This is a genomic window from Pseudomonas sp. Tof1 (genome assembly GCF_055390395.1).
Window position 1 is genome coordinate 6,461,040 of record NZ_AP024344.1, and the last position, 16,542, is coordinate 6,477,581.

The window sequence follows — 16,542 nt, forward strand, 5'->3', positions numbered from 1 at the left end:
TTCGAATACTCAAACCCCTGGCCCTGGACTTGAGTGTGCGAATTAGCCACACAGGCCACTAGAGACGCACACTGGCGAAGGTCGACTCGTTGCGGGCCTGGCTCAGGGCCGACATCGGCCCGGACAGCGGCGCCAGGACCATGGCCTGCGGAATCGGCATCATCGCCACCTGCTGGGCGGTGTTGGAGCCGACGCGCTCATCGCGTGGCGGAATGCCGAAGTACTCGCGGTAGCACTTGGAGAAGTGCGGCGTGGAAACGAAGCCGCAGACCGAAGCCACCTCGATGATCGACATCGGCGTCTGCTTGAGCAACTGCCGCGCACGGATCAGCCGCAGCTTGAGGTAGTAGCGCGACGGCGAGCAGTGCAGGTATTTCTGGAACAGCCGCTCCAGTTGTCGACGCGACACGGAGACGTAGACCGCCAGCTCGTCGAGGTCGATCGGCTCCTCCAGGTTGGCTTCCATCAGCGCGACGATTTCCTGCAGCTTCGGCTGGTTGGTGCCGAGCATGTGCTTGAGTGGCACGCGCTGGTGGTCCTGCTCGTTGCGGATGCGCTCGTAGACGAACATCTCGGAAATCGCCGCCGACAGTTCGCGACCGTGATCACGGCTGATCAGGTGCAGCATCATGTCCAGTGGCGCGGTGCCACCGGAGCTGGTGAAGCGATTGCGGTCAAGGGTGAACAGACGGGTGCTCATGGCCACCCGCGGGAAGGCCTCCTGCATCGCCGCCAGACATTCCCAGTGCACGCTGCAATCGAAGCCGTCGAGCAGGCCGGCACAGGCCAGCGCCCAGCTGCCGGTGCACACCGCACCCAGGCGGCGGGACTGGCGCGCCTGGCCCTGCAGCCAGGAGACGTGTTCGCGGGTCACCGTGCGCTGGATGCCGATGCCGCCGCAGACGATCACGGTGTCCATCGCCGGGGCTTTGTGCATGGCCGCGTCAGGCGTGATCTGCAAGCCGTCGCTGGCCCAGACCTGCCCACCGTCGACGCTCAGGGTAGTCCAGCGATACAGCTCGCGACCGGACAACTGGTTGGCCATGCGTAGCGGCTCGACCGCGGAGGCCAGGGAAATGAGCGTGAAATTGTCCAGCAGCAGGAAGCCGATGGACTGAGGCGCACGGTTCTGAGGCTGAGCCCCGGAGTTGAACGACGTCATCGCGATATCTCCTCACACAAAGCGGGTTATGGCCTCAGGCGGAGGCTCTTGTTGTATGGCTCTTGTTCCCTGTGGGAAAAGGCGCTTTGTGATGACAGAGCAATTGCCATGCCGAAACTTGAATGCGTATTCAATAACTCCTGAAAACGACATGGCGGCCTGTCTGTAGAGCCCTTGCCGCACGTACGGGTTATGGCCTGGGAAACTGGCGTAGACGGCGTGCCCCGGGGATTTGAGCAGATCGGTAGCACTTGTGTTTCGGGCGAAGTGAGCGCTGCGCGCGAGTGTCACCGCAAGCACGCTGGAGGGTATCTGAGAAGCGTTGCCGACAAGGCGGGCGGCAACGGCCCAGTTATCTGTTTGCGACGCGCCAAAAGGTGGCGCGGGCGGCGAGGAGTGGGCGATTAGTGCACAGTTTCAGTCTTTGGAGAGTCGACTGGCGCTTTCGCGGATGAATCCGGCTCCCACAAGAGGGCGGCGAGCACAGACATTATGAACGCCACAAACCTGTGGGAGCCGGATTCATCCGCGAACCGGCACAGCGCCAAAGGATCAGCACTCCACCGCACTGACCGCCAACCCGCCGCGCGAAGTCTCCTTGTACTTGTCATGCATGTCGGCCCCGGTATCACGCATGGTGCGGATCACCCGGTCGAGGGAAATGAAATGCTGGCCGTCGCCACGCAGGGCCATCTGCGCGGCGTTGATCGCCTTCACCGCGGCAATCGCGTTGCGCTCGATACAGGGCACCTGCACCAGGCCGCCGACCGGATCGCACGTCAGCCCGAGGTTGTGCTCCAGGCCGATCTCCGCGGCGTTGCACAATTGCTCCGGGGTCGCGCCGAGCACCTCGGCCAGACCCGCCGCCGCCATCGCGCAGGCCGAACCGACCTCGCCCTGGCAGCCGACTTCGGCACCGGAGATCGAAGCATTCTTCTTGCACAGGATGCCGACCGCCGCCGCCCCCAGGAAGAAGTCGACGACATTGGCGTCGGTCACCGCCTCGCTGAATTTCATGAAGTAGTGCAACACCGCCGGGATGATCCCCGCCGCGCCGTTGGTCGGCGCCGTGACCATGCGCCCGCCGGCGGCGTTCTCTTCGTTGACGGCCAGGGCGAACAGGTTGACCCACTCCATCGCACTCAGGGTCGAGCCGATCACGTTCGGCTTGTTCAACTCCTGCAGGCTGCGGTGCAGCTTGGCCGCCCGCCGCCGCACGTTCAGCCCGCCCGGCAGGATGCCCTCGTGCTGCAGGCCGTGCTCGACGCACTCCTGCATCGCCCGCCAGAGTTTCATCAGGCCGCTGCGGATCTCGTCTTCCGAGCGCCAGACCCGCTCGTTGGCCATCATCAGTTCGGCCACGCGCAGGTTGTGCTTGCGACACAGTTCGAGCAGTTCCACCGCACTGGAGAAGTCATAGGGCAGCACGGTGCTGTCCATGTCCGCCACGCCGCTGGAGGCCTGCGCCTCGTCGACGACGAAACCGCCGCCGACCGAATAGTAGGTGTCGCGGTGCAGCTCGCCATCCTCGCCGAAAACCACCAGGGTCATGGCGTTGGGGTGGAACGGCAGGTTCTCGTCGAGCAGGCGCATGTCCCGCGACCAGATAAAAGGTACCGGCAGGCGGTTGTCGAGCAGCAGCGTGTCGGTTTCACGCAAGGTGGCGATGCGCAAGCCGATCTGCGACGGATCGATCGCGTCCGGCCATTCGCCCATCAGTCCCATGATCACCGCAGTGTCGCTGCCGTGACCGATGCCGGTGGCCGACAGCGAACCATAGAGCTGCACCTCGACCCGCCGGACCTGCTCCAGCAGGTCGCGCCCGCGCAATGCCTGCACGAACAACGCCGCCGCCCGCATGGGCCCCACGGTGTGGGAACTGGAAGGCCCGATGCCGATCTTGAACAGGTCAAACACACTGATTGCCATGACTGCGAAGTCCTCTGGATACGGGAGCCGGGCGGCCAGGCGCCCGGTGGCGGGGCTGCTACGCTGAAGTCGCGATCCGCCGGGATGAAAACATCATCAGCCTTTTGGATCGGTGCTCGTCGTCTCGTACCGACGCAATCTTGTCCATCAACGCCAGACGCCGCCGACAGGCTTTTTTCGCGGTTTTTTTGCGTCCAGGAGACGGAAAAATTCGACGAAAAGTCTGTAAGCGACCTCATCGACACTGGATGCGACCCCCCCTGTACTGGATACGACGCACCCCGTAGGCGACATTTTCAGGCTGGTACATGATCAATCCCGACTCGATTGCAAGGCACCGGGGGTAGAGCTGTCCTCGACGCCTCCAACCGCAACAGAACAATTAAGCGCAATCGTCCCTTTGGACACTGCCAAGAAAAAAACTGATAGGAGTCTACCCCGATGAAAGGTTCCCCCTCGTTGTTGTTGGCCGCCATGCTGAGTCTCCCCCTGCTGGCCCAGGCCGCAGAACCGGCACAATGCAGCACCGTGAACTTCTCGGATGTCGGTTGGACCGACATCACCGCCACCACCGCCACCACCAGCGTCGTGCTCGAAGCCCTCGGCTACAAGACCAAGACCACCATGATCTCGGTGCCGGTGACCTACAAGTCCCTGGCCGACGGCAAGAACATGGACGTGTTCCTCGGCAACTGGATGCCGACCATGGAAAACGACATCAAGGCCTACCGCGACGCCGGCACCGTCGACACCGTGCGCACCAACCTCAAGGGCGCCAAGTACACCCTCGCCGTGCCCCAGGCCCTGTATGACAAGGGCCTGCACGACTTCGCCGACATCGCCAAGTTCAAGAAGGAACTGGACGGCAAGATCTACGGCATCGAGCCGGGCAACGACGGCAACCGCCTGATCCAGAGCATGATCGACAAGAACGCCTTCGGCCTGAAGGACGCCGGCTTCAAGGTGGTCGAGTCCAGCGAGGCCGGCATGCTCTCGCAGGTCGATCGCGCGCAGAAGCGCGACACCGCCGTGGTCTTCCTCGGCTGGGCGCCGCATCCGATGAACAAGCGCTTCAAGATCCAGTACCTGACTGGCGGCGACGACTATTTCGGTCCGGACTTCGGTGCCGCCACCGTCCTGACCAACACCCGCAAGGGCTACGTACAGGAATGCAGCAACGTCGGCCAGTTGCTGAAGAACCTGGAGTTCACCGTCGACATGGAAAGCTCGCTGATGGGCAACATCCTCGACGACAAGATGAAACCCGAAGCTGCGGCCAAGGCCTGGCTGCAGAAGAACCCACAGGTACTCGATACCTGGCTGGCTGGCGTGACCACCATTGACGGAAAACCCGGCCTGGAAGCCGTGAAAGCCAAGCTCGCGCAATAACCGCCGACACCGGGCGGGGTCGCCCGCCCGGACCGGCATTTATTTCCCTGCATGTGGACGTTCGATACCATGCTGACTGAACAGAAAATCCCCCTGGGCCAGTACATCGCCGCCTTCGTGGAATGGTTGACCAAACACGGTGCCAACTATTTCGATGCGATCGCTTCGACACTGGAAACGATGATCCATGGCGTCACGTTCGCGCTGGCCTGGTTCAACCCACTGGCACTGATCGCGCTGATCGCGCTGATCGCCCACCTGATCCAGCGCAAATGGGGCCTGACCGCCTTCGTCGTTGCTTCCTTTCTGCTGATCCTCAACCTGGGGTACTGGCAGGAAACCATGGAAACCCTCGCCCAGGTGATGTTCGCCACCCTGGTCTGCGTGGTCATCGGTGTGCCGCTGGGCATCGTCGCCGCACACAAGCCGGTGTTCTATACTTTGATGCGTCCGGTCCTGGATCTGATGCAGACGGTACCGACCTTCGTGTACCTGATCCCTACCCTGACCCTGTTCGGCCTGGGCGTGGTTCCCGGGCTGATTTCCACCGTGGTGTTCGCGATCGCCGCGCCGATCCGCCTCACCTACCTGGGCATCCAGGACGTACCGCAGGAACTGATGGACGCCGGCAAGGCCTTCGGCTGCTCGCGCCGCCAGTTGCTCGCCCGAATTGAACTGCCCCATGCCATGCCGAGCATCGCCGCCGGCATCACCCAGTGCATCATGCTGTCGCTGTCGATGGTGGTGATCGCCGCGCTGGTAGGTGCCGATGGTCTGGGCAAACCCGTGGTCAACGCACTGAACACCGCTGATATCGCCCTGGGCTTCGAAGCCGGCCTGGCGATCGTATTGCTGGCAATCATGCTCGACCGTATCTGCAAACAACCCGACGCACAGGTCAAGGGGACGCATGAGCATCATTCGCTTCGACAAGGTAGACGTTATCTTCTCCAAGAACCCGCGCGAGGCGCTCGCGTTGCTGGACAAGGGCCTCAAGCGGGAAGAAATCCTCAAGAAGACCGGTCAGATCGTCGGCGTCGAGAATGCCAGCCTGGAAATCGAGAAGGGCGAGATCTGTGTGCTGATGGGCCTCTCCGGTTCCGGCAAATCCAGCCTGCTGCGCTGCATCAACGGTCTGAACACCGTCAGCCGCGGCCAACTGTTCGTCGAGCATGAAGGTCGGCAGATCGATATCGCCTCCTGCACGCCCGCCGAACTGAAGATGATGCGCACCAAGCGCATCGCCATGGTGTTCCAGAAATTCGCCCTGATGCCCTGGCTGACGGTGCGCGAAAACATCAGCTTCGGCCTGGAGATGCAGGGTCGTCCGGAAAAGGAACGACGCAAGCTGGTGGACGAGAAGCTCGAACTGGTGGGCCTGGCGCAATGGCGCAACAAGAAGCCCGATGAACTCTCCGGCGGCATGCAGCAGCGGGTCGGCCTGGCCCGCGCGCTGGCGATGGACGCCGATATCCTGTTGATGGACGAACCGTTCTCGGCCCTCGACCCGCTGATTCGCCAGGGCCTGCAGGACGAACTGCTGACCCTGCAGAACAAGCTGGCGAAAACCATCGTGTTCGTCAGCCACGACCTCGACGAAGCGCTGAAGCTCGGTAGCCGTATCGCGATCATGAAGGACGGCCGGATCATCCAATACAGCAAGCCCGAGGACATCGTGCTCAATCCGGCGGACGACTATGTGCGCACCTTCGTCGCCCATACCAACCCGCTCAACGTACTCTGCGGCCGAAGCCTCATGCGCAGCCTGGACAACTGCAAGCGCGTCAACGGCTCGGTGTGCATCGATCCGGGCGGCGACTCGTGGATCGACCTGGCCGAAGGCAACACGGTCAAGGGCGCCCGCCAGAACGGTTCCAGCCTGAACCTGCAGAGCTGGGTCCAGGGCCAGGCAGTGGAAACCCTGGGTCGCAGCCCGACCCTGGTGGACTCCAACATCGGCATGCGCGATGCCCTGCAGATCCGTTACCAGACCGGCAACAAGCTGGTGCTGCACGACAACAACAGGGTGGTGGGGATTCTTGGCGACAGCGAGCTGTATCACGCGTTGCTGGGCAAGAACCTGGGCTAAGCCAGATGCAGGAACGCCGCGAGACTCTCGCGGCGTTCCTGTTTGTGAAGCACCCAAATGATCCCACACCGTACTGCTGTAATCCCCACGTACTGTAGCCGGGCTTGCCCGCGAAAGCGACCTTCAGGGCAACGCAGGACTCAAGGACCCATTCGCGGGCAAGCCCGGCTCCTGCAGTACGTGGTACCAGGCAGAGGGGGCTGGTGTCAGGCAGGGAGGGGCTGGTACCAGGCCCAGAGATGTTGGGCGCCAGGCCGTGGGGCGCGTGGGCATCAGGCCTGAGGGCCGTGATCTGCCGATGATGAGCGGTGTTGGGCGGTGCAACGACTGTACCGCCCAACCAACCTTCAGCTGTAGACCCGGCCCAGGAGCTGCCGATGGCTTTCAAACTGATCGAGCACATCACGGGTGATCTGCTCCTGGGTGAAGCCCATCAGGTCGTATTCCTGGCTGCCGTTGTGCAGGTACACCTCGGCGCGGTAGTAACGGGTCCGCACTTCGCTCTCACCGCCCTCGGCCTGGGCCGATTCGCTCGGTGCCGCCAGGTAGCCGTCCAGGCTCACTTCATAGACGAAGGGATTGCCCTCCTCCATTTCCACCCGCAGGCCGATCAGGCTCTTGGACTTGCCCAGTTGCGTCTGCACCGTCAGGCCCAGGTTACGCAGTTGCGCCGCCGCCTCTTCCAGGGCCGGTGTAACCTGCTTGTCCATGTAGCGCTGGACGATCGCCTGGGTCGGCTGCAGGTCCAGCTGACTCAGGCGCTCGCTGAAACCGCGACGGCCGCGGGCCGCCAGCTCGGCCTGCTCGTCTTCGATCTGCACGTCCTGGCGCATCGCCTTGTGCAGGCCGAACATGAAGAACACCAGCACCACCGAGAACGGCAGGCCGGCCAGCACCACCATGGTCTGCATGGCTTCGAAGTTGCCGGCGAACAACAGCCCGACGGTCACCAGGGTGATCACCACCGACCAGAAGATCCGCAGCCAGTGCGGCGCGTCCTCGTCGACCTGGCCGCCCTTGCACGACAGGTTGGCCATCATCACCGCACCGGAGTCCGCCGGGGTCAGGAACAGCACGAAACCGACGAAGATCGACACACCGATCACCACCTTGGCCGCCGGGTAGAAGTCCAGCAACTGGTAGATCGCCATCGATGGCTGTTCCAGGGCGGTCTTGCCCAGTTCCGCAGCGCCGTGGTTCATCACCAGATCCAGCGCCGAGTTGCCGAAGATCGACAGCCAGGCCAGGGTGAAGCCCAGCGGGATCAGCAGCACGCCCGCCACCAGTTCACGCACGGTACGACCACGGGAAATACGCGCGATGAACATGCCGACGAAGGGTGCCCAGGAGATCCACCAGGCCCAGTAGAACAGGGTCCACAGGCCCAGCCAGCGGTCGGACTTCTCGGCGTTGTTTTCGTAGACGTAGAGGTCGAAGGTCTTGAGCACCACGCCGTTGAGGTAGTCACCGATGTTCTGCACGAAGCCGTTGAGCAGATGCAGGGTCGGGCCGAACAGCAGCACGAAGATCAGCAGGCCGCTGAACAGCACGATGTTCAGGTTGGACAGGCGGCGAATGCCGTTTTCCACACCCGACACGGCGGCGATGGTCGCCACGGTGCTCATGACGATGATCACGATCAGCAGGTTGGTGTTGCTGTGCTGCATGCCGAAGAGGTTTTCCAGGCCGGAAGACACCTGCATCGCGCCGATGCCCAGGTTGGTCACCAGCCCCAGCAGGGTGACGAACATGCCGAAGCCGTCCACCGCGTGCCCGGCCGCGCCCTTGACCCAGCGCTCGCCCGCCAGCGGGTACAGCGCCGAACGCAGGGCCAGCGGCTGGTTGTGCCGGTAGGCGAAGTACGCCACCGCCAGGCCGACCAGGGCATAGATCGCCCAGCCGTGCAGGCCCCAGTGCAGGAACGTCAGTTGCAGCGCCTGGCGTGCGACCTCGTTGCTGCCGGGCGTGCCCTCGGGCGGGTTGAAGAAGTGGTCCAGCGGCTCGGAAGCACCGAAGTACAGCAGCGAGATACCGATCCCCGAGGAGAACAGCATGCCTGCCCAGGCGCCGTAGCTGAAGTCCGGGGTGTCCTGTCTGGAGCCCAGTTTCAGCTTGCCGTAGGAGGAGAACGCCAGCCCGATGACGAACACCAGGTAGGCGGCGATCACCAGCATGTAGTACCAGCCGAAGCTGCGCGACAGCCAGGCCTGGGCGACGCCGAGCATTTTGCCGGCCTCTTGCGGGGCGATGATCAGGATGGCGGTCAGCAGCAGTATCAACGCGGTCGAGGTGTAGAACACCCAACCGTTGACCCGCACCTTTTCGGCGGGAGTTTTTATAAGAGAGGCAGAACTCATTGCACAGATGCTCCAGGCAGTGCGAGAGAAAGACACAAGGCAACACGGCACCCGGCCAATCGGTTTGGTGGCAGCCGACCGGCGGGTGATATAAAGACACCCCGAAAAAATTCGAACTTGCGTGGATTGCGCCTGAACCGGTGCGCCAGGACCTTATGCAAGACGTTACCGTGCTGCCGGGTGCCTTTCGTGCCTGTTCGCAATGTCCGTCCTGGCCTGCGCAGAGTGTCTACCCCGCAGGTTCGGCGTTTTTTCGGAGGTCGTTTTTCCGTCAACCGCACGTAGGAAAGACCTGTAGGCAGCGACGATTTGTCGCAGATCTTATTCTTTGTTGATTGAACGTTCAATCAAAACAAAATAGACTGGCCCCATGCCGGTAGCCGTGACACGTCTGCCGGAGGGCCTAAGGAGAGCTGCACGATGCCCAAGGTCGGTATGCAACCCATACGCCGCCAGCAATTGATCGAAGCCACCCTGCTGGCGGTCGATCAGGTCGGAATGGGGGACGCCAGCATTGCGCTGATTGCCCGTCTGGCCGGTGTCTCGAATGGCATCATCAGTCATTACTTTCAGGACAAGAACGGCCTGATCGCTGCCACGATGCAGTACCTGATGAATGTCCTGAGCGAGAGTGTCGCCACGCGCCGCCAGGCGCTGGCAGATGGCAGCCCGCGGGCGCATCTGCAGGTGATCATCGAAGGCAACTTCGACGCCAGCCAGGTCAACGGCCCTGCAATGAAAACCTGGCTGGCCTTCTGGGCCGCCAGCATGCACCACCCGTCGTTGCACAGGTTGCAGCGGATCAACGATCTGCGCCTGTACTCCAACCTGTGTTACCAGTTCCGCCGCGTCCTGCCGGTTGCCACGGCACGCAGCGCGGCAAGGGGGCTGGCAGCGTTGATCGACGGTTTGTGGTTGCGCGGCGCGTTGTCGGGAGACGCTTTCGACACCGCGCAGGCGCAACGGATCGCTTACGAATACATGGATTTGCAACTGGCGAAGCAGGAGCGCTAGAGCACAGAGAACCGCTCGGCCCCTGAACGGCTGTCGCCCGGCGTTGTCACGATCTTGTGGCGCGCACGACGGTCAACGTCAACCACTCATGCACTTGCGAGGACACTATGGCCCGTTTCGAACTGCAAAAACTCTACATTGACGGCGGCTACACCGACGCGGGCAGCGATGCCACGTTCGATGCCATCAACCCGGCTAACGGTGAAGTTCTCGCCAAAGTGCAGCGTGCGACCAAGGACGACGTCGAACGCGCCGTGGTCAGCGCCGAGAAGGGCCAGAAGATCTGGGCCGCCATGACCGCCATGGAGCGTTCGCGCATCCTGCGTCGCGCCGTGGAAATCCTCCGTGAGCGCAACGACGAACTGGCCGTGCTGGAAACCCTCGACACCGGCAAGGCCTACTCCGAAACCCGCTATGTCGACATCGTCACCGGTGCCGACGTGCTCGAATACTACGCGGGCCTGGTGCCGGCGATCGAAGGCGAGCAGATTCCGCTGCGCACCACCTCGTTCGTCTACACCCGCCGCGAGCCGCTGGGCGTGGTCGCCGGTATCGGCGCGTGGAACTACCCGATCCAGATCGCCCTGTGGAAATCCGCCCCGGCCCTGGCCGCCGGCAACGCGATGATCTTCAAGCCGAGCGAAGTCACTTCGCTGACCACCCTGAAGCTGGCCGAGATCTACACCGAGGCCGGCCTGCCGGCTGGCGTGTTCAACGTCCTGACCGGCAGCGGCCGTGAAGTCGGCACTTGGCTGACCGAGCACCCGCGCATCGAGAAGGTCTCCTTCACCGGCGGCACCGACACCGGCAAGAAGGTCATGGCCAGCGCCTCGAGCTCGTCGCTCAAGGACGTGACCATGGAACTGGGCGGCAAGTCGCCACTGATCATCTTCGACGACGCCGACCTGGATCGCGCCGCCGACACCGCGATGATGGCCAACTTCTACAGCTCCGGCCAGGTCTGCACCAACGGCACCCGCGTATTCGTGCCGAGCCACCTGAAAGCCGCCTTCGAAGCCAAGATCGTCGAGCGCGTGGCGCGCATCCGCGTCGGCAACCCGGAAGACGAGAACACCAACTTCGGTCCGCTGGTCAGCTTCGCCCACATGGAAAGCGTGCTGGGCTACATCGCCAAGGGCAAGGAAGAAGGTGCCCGCCTGCTGTGCGGCGGCGAGCGCCTGGGTGGCGAATTCGCCAACGGCGCCTATGTCGCACCGACCGTGTTCACCGACTGCACCGACGACATGACCATCGTCCGTGAGGAAATCTTCGGCCCGGTGATGAGCATCCTCACCTACGAGACCGAGGAAGAAGTGATCCGTCGCGCCAACGACACCGACTTCGGCCTGGCCGCCGGCCTGGTAACCCGTGACCTGAACCGCGCCCACCGCGTGATCCACCAGCTCGAAGCCGGCATCTGCTGGATCAACGCCTGGGGCGAGTCCGACGCGAAGATGCCGGTCGGCGGCTACAAGCAGTCGGGTGTCGGCCGTGAGAACGGTATCAGCTCGCTGAACAACTTCACTCGCATCAAATCGGTACAGGTCGAACTGGGCGACTACGTCTCGGTGTTCTGACCCCGAGCCCTGTATTGCCCGCGAGGCCGTTTTCGCGGGCAAGCCCCGCTCCTACAGGGTCCCGGCGTACTCCTGTCATGTGTACGCCCCCTGCAGGAGCGTGGCTCGCCCGCGAACGAGTGCAACGCACTCGCCATGGCCTGCCCCGACCCACTTCAAGAGAGGGAGTGCATTTCATGTCCCAAGAATACGATTACATCATCGTCGGTGCCGGCTCGGCCGGTAACACCCTGGCCACCCGCCTGACCGAAGACGCAGGCGTCACCGTGCTGCTGCTCGAAGCCGGCGGCCCCGACTACCGCTTCGACTTCCGCACCCAGATGCCCGCCGCCCTGGCCTTCCCGCTGCAGGGCCGGCGCTACAACTGGGCCTACGAGACCGACCCGGAGCCGCACATGGACGGCCGCCGCATGGAATGTGGCCGCGGCAAGGGTCTGGGCGGTTCCTCGCTGATCAACGGCATGTGCTACATCCGCGGCAACGCCATGGACTACGACGGCTGGGCCAAGCTGCCAGGCCTGGAAGACTGGAGCTACCTGGACTGCCTGCCGTATTTCCGCAAGGCGGAAACCCGTGACATCGGCCCCAACGACTACCACGGCGGCGAAGGCCCGGTGCGGGTGACCACGCCCAAGGCCGGCAACAATCCGCTGTTCCACGCCATGGTCGAGGCCGGCGTGCAGGCCGGCTACCCGCGCACTGAAGACCTCAACGGCTACCAGCAGGAAGGCTTCGGTCCGATGGACCGTACCGTGACGCCGAACGGCCGTCGCTCCAGCACCGCCCGCGGCTACCTGGATATCGCCAAGAAGCGTTCGACCCTGACCATCGTCACCCACGCCCTGACCGACAAGGTGCTGTTCGAAGGCAAGCGTGCCATCGGTGTGCGTTACCTGGTGGGTTCGGCCGAAGAGCGCGTCGAAGCCCGTGCGCGCAAGGAAGTCATTGTCTGCAGCGGCGCGATCGCCTCGCCCCAACTGCTGCAGCGTTCCGGCGTCGGCCCGCGCAAGCTGCTCGAAAGCCTGGACATCCCGGTGGTGCATGACCTGCCGGGCGTCGGCGAGAACCTGCAGGACCACCTCGAGCTGTACCTGCAGTACGCCTGCACGCAGCCGGTGTCGCTGTACCCCTCGCTGCTGTGGTGGAACCAGCCGGCCATCGGTGCCGAGTGGCTGTTCAATGGCACCGGCATCGGCGCCAGCAACCAGTTCGAGGCCGGCGGTTTCATTCGCACCCGTCCGGAATTCGAATGGCCGAACATCCAGTACCACTTCCTGCCGGTCGCCATCAACTACAACGGCAGCAACGGCGTGAAGGAACACGGCTTCCAGGCGCACATGGGCTCGATGCGTTCGCCGAGCCGTGGCCGCGTGCAGCTCAAGTCCAAGGACCCGCGCCAGCACCCGAGCATCCTGTTCAACTACATGGCCACCGAGCAGGACTGGCAGGAATTCCGCGACGGCATCCGCCTGACGCGCGAGATCATGGCGCAGCCGGCACTGGACGCCTACCGTGGCCGCGAGCTGAGCCCGGGGATCGAGGTGCAGACCGACGAGGAACTCGACAAGTTCATCCGCGAACACGCCGAGACCGCGTTCCACCCGTCCTGCTCGTGCAAGATGGGCACCGACGAAATGGCGGTGGTCGACGGCCAGGGCCGCGTGCATGGCATGCAGGGCCTGCGGGTGGTCGACGCGTCGATCATGCCGATCATCACCACCGGCAACCTGAACGCGCCGACGATCATGATCGCCGAAAAAATCGCCGACAAGATCCGTGGCCGCCAGCCACTGCCGCGCAGCACGGCTCCCTATTACGTCGCGGGCGAGGCACCGGTGCGTGGCAAGCCGCTGCGTGAAGTGAGCCATCCCGCGAAGTAAGTGGCGCCTTGATCATTCCCACGCTCTGCGTGGGAATGCCTCCCTGGACGCCCGGCATCCGCTCTTGTGACGCAGAGCGTCACGGGCTGGGTTCCCACGCCAGAGCGTGGGAACCATCATGCCCTCTGCCATCAGATCTCTCCCCGACATTTTGTTTCTCCGACTGGATTGCGCGCGCCTGACGCCGCACTATGACGGTACTGGCGCCAAGCGCCCCTCACCGACATTTCCAGGGAGGTGTCCTCATGTTCGATTTCCACCCCCAGCTCAAGCAGCACTTCGCCGCCTTGCGCACCGGGGCCGAATTCTTTTCGCTGCGCTACGTGCGCCAGACCGGCCAATACCTGTCGGTGCGCAAGAACGTTCCGGAGCCCCCCAGCCTGAGCCGTGACGAAGGCGCGATGCTGACCGTACGGGTCAATGGTGTCGAAGCTTATGCCGCCACCAACGATCTCTCCCGCCAGGGCCTGCAGGCCGCGCTGCAACGGGCCGAGGACCAGGCGCGGCTGATCGGCGCCCGTGCCCTGCTCGACCTGCGCCAGCAGGCCGTATCCAGCGAGCGTGGCGACTACCGTTCGCCGCAGCTCGACCAGGCGTTCCCGTCGCTGAGCGACTGCTACGACCTGCTCGCCGCCGAGTCCGCGGCCGTGCCCCGGGACGAGCGCCTGGTGAACTGGGAAGTCAGCCTCGGCGTGAACCACGTCGAGCAGATCTACCTCAACAGCGCCGGCGCCGAACTGCGCCAGGCCCAGCGTTTCGTCTTTCCGGGTCTGAGCGTCACCGCCTTCGACGGCATGGACAGCCAGACCCGCACCCTCGGCCGCGAGAACTTCGGCCAGCAGGGTGGCGCCGAGGTGCTCGGCCGTTCGGGGCTGATCGGCGCCGGCGCACGGGTCGCCGACCAGGCCCTGCAACTGCTGCTGGCCCCCAACACGCCATCCGGCCCGCGTGACCTGCTGCTGACCCCGGACCAGATGATCCTGCAGATCCACGAGTCCATCGGCCACCCGCTGGAACTGGACCGCATCCTCGGCGACGAGCGCAACTACGCCGGCACCAGCTTCGTCCGGGCCAGCGACTTCGGCCACCTGCAATACGGTTCCAGCCTGCTCAACGTGACCTTCGACCCGGAGATTCCCGAGCAGTTGGCCAGCTATGCCCATGACGACGACGGCAGCGCCGCCCGCAAGCAGTTCCTGATCCGCGAAGGCCTGCTGCTGCGGCCGCTGGGTGGCGCACTGTCGCAGTTCCGCGCCAACCTCGATGGCGTCGCCAACAGCCGCGCCTGCAGCTGGAACCGGCCACCGATCGATCGCATGGCGAACCTCAACATCGAGCCGGGCGACCGCTCGTTCGAGCAACTGGTCGGCGGTATCGAGCACGGCATCCTGATGTCGACCAACCGTTCGTGGTCCATCGACGATGCCCGCAACAAGTTCCAGTTCGGCTGCGAATGGGGCCAGTTGATCGAGAACGGTGAACTCAAGGGCGTGGTCAAGAACCCCAACTACCGGGGATTTCCGCACAGTTCTGGCGCAACCTCAGCGCGGTCGGCGATGCCGGCACCTTCAAGGTCCTCGGTACGCCGAACTGCGGCAAGGGCGAGCCCAACCAGGTGATCCGCGTCGGCCACGCCTCGCCGGCCTGCGTATTCAGCCAAGTCGATGTCTTCGGAGGAGATGCCTGATGATGGACTCCACTCATTTCCAGGCGCTGCTGGACGGGTTGCAGGCGAACCTGCGGGCCACGGAACAGTTCACCCTCGGCTATGCCGCCGAGTCGTCCGAGTTCATTCGCTTCAACCACGGCCGGGTGCGCCAGGCCGGCCAGGTCCAGCAGGCCAGTCTGAGCCTCAAGCTGATCGACGGGGGGCGCCACGCGGACCTGCAGATCACCCTCTGCGGTGAGGCGCAACAGGATCGCCAGCGTCTCGCCGACGGCCTGCAGCAATTGCGCGAGACCCTGCCGTTGCTACCGGCCGATCCCTATCTGCTGCTCAATCACACCGCCTGGCAAAGCCGCAGCGTGCAACAGCAGCCGTTGCCCGACAGTGCCCAGATACTGGAAGAGATCAGCACCGCCGCGGCCGGCCTGGACCTGGTCGGTTTCTATGCCGCCGGCCCGATCAGCCGTGGCTTCGCCAGTTCGGACGGAGCGTTCGGCTGGCACCAGGCCAACAGCTTCAACTTCGACTGGAGCCTGTTCCACGACAACGGCCAGGCGGTGAAGGCCAGCTATGCCGGCGAACGCTGGGACAGCGAAAGCTTCGCCCGGCGCTTCCAGCAGGCCCGCGAACAACTGGCGTTCCTCGGCCGACCGCTACGCACCCTCGCTCCCGGCCAGTACCGCGCCTACCTGGCACCAGCGGCGCTGGAAGAGATCATGGGCATGCTCTGCTGGGGCGGCTTCTCGGCCCAGGCCATCGCCAGCAAGTACAGTCCGTTGCAGAAGCTGTATGCCGGCGAGGCGTCGTTCCATCCACAGGTCTGGCTGGACGAGCAGGTCAGCGGCTCGCTGAGCCCGGCCTTCTCCAGCGAAGGTTATCCACGCAGCGACCTGTCGCTGGTGGCCAGCGGTTCGGCCAACGAGCGCATGGTCAGTTCGCGCAGCGCCGCCGAGTATGGCCTGACCGCCAACGGCGCGGGCGGCGGCGAGTACCCCAGCGCGCTGGAGATGCGCGGCGGCCAGCTGGCGCAGGCGGATATTCTCAAGGCGCTGGACACCGGCCTGTATATCGGCAACCTGTGGTACCTGAACTATTCGGACCAGTCGGCGGCACGCATGACCGGCATGACCCGCTTCGCCACCTTCTGGGTGGAGAACGGCGAGATCCAGGCACCGATCAGCACCATGCGCTTCGATGACAGTGTCTACAGCCTGCTGGGCAGCGAGCTGCTGGCCCTGACCACCGAGCGCGAACTGCTGCTGTCGGCCAGCACCTATGAACAGCGGCAGACCTCTTCCAACCTGCTGCCCGGTGCACTGATCGGCAAGCTGACCCTCACACTCTAAGAAGCCATGGGGGCGGGGTGCCCGCAAGCTGCAAAAAGCTTCGCGGGCAAGCCCGCTCCCACAATGCCCCCGCAAGCCCCCTGGCATCCCTGGCGGAAACACCCGCACACCTATCCATTCAGACTGTTGTCCC

Annotated in this window: 9 protein-coding genes and 2 pseudogenes; 8 read left to right on the top strand and 3 right to left on the bottom strand. The window is 63.9% G+C overall.

The window, feature by feature from the left end:
* Window positions 1-58 precede the first annotated feature (58 nt).
* Window positions 59-1,162 (bottom strand): choline metabolism transcriptional regulator GbdR, encoded by a 1,104-nt coding sequence (gene gbdR / locus ACZ5KU_RS29155; RefSeq protein ID WP_017902435.1) that lies wholly within the window; start codon window positions 1,160-1,162, stop codon window positions 59-61.
* 552 nt (window positions 1,163-1,714) lie between these two features.
* Entirely contained in the window at window positions 1,715-3,091 is a 1,377-nt protein-coding gene (locus ACZ5KU_RS29160; RefSeq protein WP_054063508.1) for an L-serine ammonia-lyase, read from the bottom strand.
* 441 nt (window positions 3,092-3,532) lie between these two features.
* On the opposite strand from ACZ5KU_RS29160, the gene ACZ5KU_RS29165 reads away from it, so the two are divergent.
* From ACZ5KU_RS29165 to choV, 3 genes and pseudogenes are all read left to right on the top strand, one after another.
* Window positions 3,533-4,480, top strand: coding sequence for a choline ABC transporter substrate-binding protein (locus tag ACZ5KU_RS29165; protein ID WP_054060903.1), 948 nt, complete (start codon window positions 3,533-3,535; stop codon window positions 4,478-4,480).
* Window positions 4,481-4,549: 69 nt separating this feature from the next.
* A pseudogene (choW, locus tag ACZ5KU_RS29170) lies at window positions 4,550-5,365 on the top strand (choline ABC transporter permease subunit); the annotation flags it as partial.
* Window positions 5,366-5,390: 25 nt separating this feature from the next.
* A complete protein-coding gene (choV, locus tag ACZ5KU_RS29175; RefSeq protein WP_054060904.1) occupies window positions 5,391-6,569 on the top strand; it encodes a choline ABC transporter ATP-binding protein in 1,179 nt (392 codons plus the stop codon).
* 347 nt (window positions 6,570-6,916) lie between these two features.
* Here choV and ACZ5KU_RS29180 read toward each other — a convergent pair whose 3' ends face one another.
* Entirely contained in the window at window positions 6,917-8,869 is a 1,953-nt protein-coding gene (locus tag ACZ5KU_RS29180; protein WP_239688118.1) for a BCCT family transporter, read from the bottom strand.
* 477 nt (window positions 8,870-9,346) lie between these two features.
* On the opposite strand from ACZ5KU_RS29180, the gene betI reads away from it, so the two are divergent.
* The 5 genes and pseudogenes from betI (at window position 9,347) to ACZ5KU_RS29205 (ending at window position 16,409) form a co-directional block, all read left to right on the top strand.
* Window positions 9,347-9,940: a transcriptional regulator BetI gene (gene betI / locus ACZ5KU_RS29185; protein ID WP_054060906.1), complete on the top strand. Its 594-nt coding sequence runs from the start codon at window positions 9,347-9,349 to the stop codon at window positions 9,938-9,940.
* Between the two features lie 107 nt (window positions 9,941-10,047).
* On the top strand, window positions 10,048-11,517 hold the full coding sequence (betB, locus tag ACZ5KU_RS29190) for a betaine-aldehyde dehydrogenase (RefSeq protein ID WP_054060907.1): 1,470 nt from the start codon (window positions 10,048-10,050) through the stop codon (window positions 11,515-11,517).
* A 176-nt stretch (window positions 11,518-11,693) separates the two neighbouring features.
* Window positions 11,694-13,397, top strand: a complete 1,704-nt coding sequence (gene betA, locus ACZ5KU_RS29195; RefSeq protein ID WP_054060908.1) for a choline dehydrogenase — start codon at window positions 11,694-11,696, stop codon at window positions 13,395-13,397.
* Between the two features lie 245 nt (window positions 13,398-13,642).
* A pseudogene (locus ACZ5KU_RS29200) lies at window positions 13,643-15,084 on the top strand (TldD/PmbA family protein).
* A gap of 2 nt (window positions 15,085-15,086) precedes the next feature.
* Window positions 15,087-16,409, top strand: a complete 1,323-nt coding sequence (locus ACZ5KU_RS29205) for a TldD/PmbA family protein (RefSeq protein ID WP_464737442.1) — start codon at window positions 15,087-15,089, stop codon at window positions 16,407-16,409.
* Window positions 16,410-16,542 lie beyond the last annotated feature (133 nt).

Excerpts from the sequence above, each read along its gene's own strand:
- gbdR (WP_017902435.1), bottom strand. The coding sequence starts at position 1,162 with ATGACGTCGTTCAACTCCGGGGCTCAGCCTCAGAACCGTGCGCCTCAG.
- ACZ5KU_RS29160 (WP_054063508.1), bottom strand. The coding sequence starts at position 3,091 with ATGGCAATCAGTGTGTTTGACCTGTTCAAGATCGGCATCGGGCCTTCC.
- ACZ5KU_RS29165 (WP_054060903.1), top strand. The coding sequence starts at position 3,533 with ATGAAAGGTTCCCCCTCGTTGTTGTTGGCCGCCATGCTGAGTCTCCCC.
- choV (WP_054060904.1), top strand. The coding sequence starts at position 5,391 with ATGAGCATCATTCGCTTCGACAAGGTAGACGTTATCTTCTCCAAGAAC.
- betI (WP_054060906.1), top strand. The coding sequence starts at position 9,347 with ATGCCCAAGGTCGGTATGCAACCCATACGCCGCCAGCAATTGATCGAA.
- betB (WP_054060907.1), top strand. The coding sequence starts at position 10,048 with ATGGCCCGTTTCGAACTGCAAAAACTCTACATTGACGGCGGCTACACC.
- betA (WP_054060908.1), top strand. The coding sequence starts at position 11,694 with ATGTCCCAAGAATACGATTACATCATCGTCGGTGCCGGCTCGGCCGGT.
- ACZ5KU_RS29205 (WP_464737442.1), top strand. The coding sequence starts at position 15,087 with ATGGACTCCACTCATTTCCAGGCGCTGCTGGACGGGTTGCAGGCGAAC.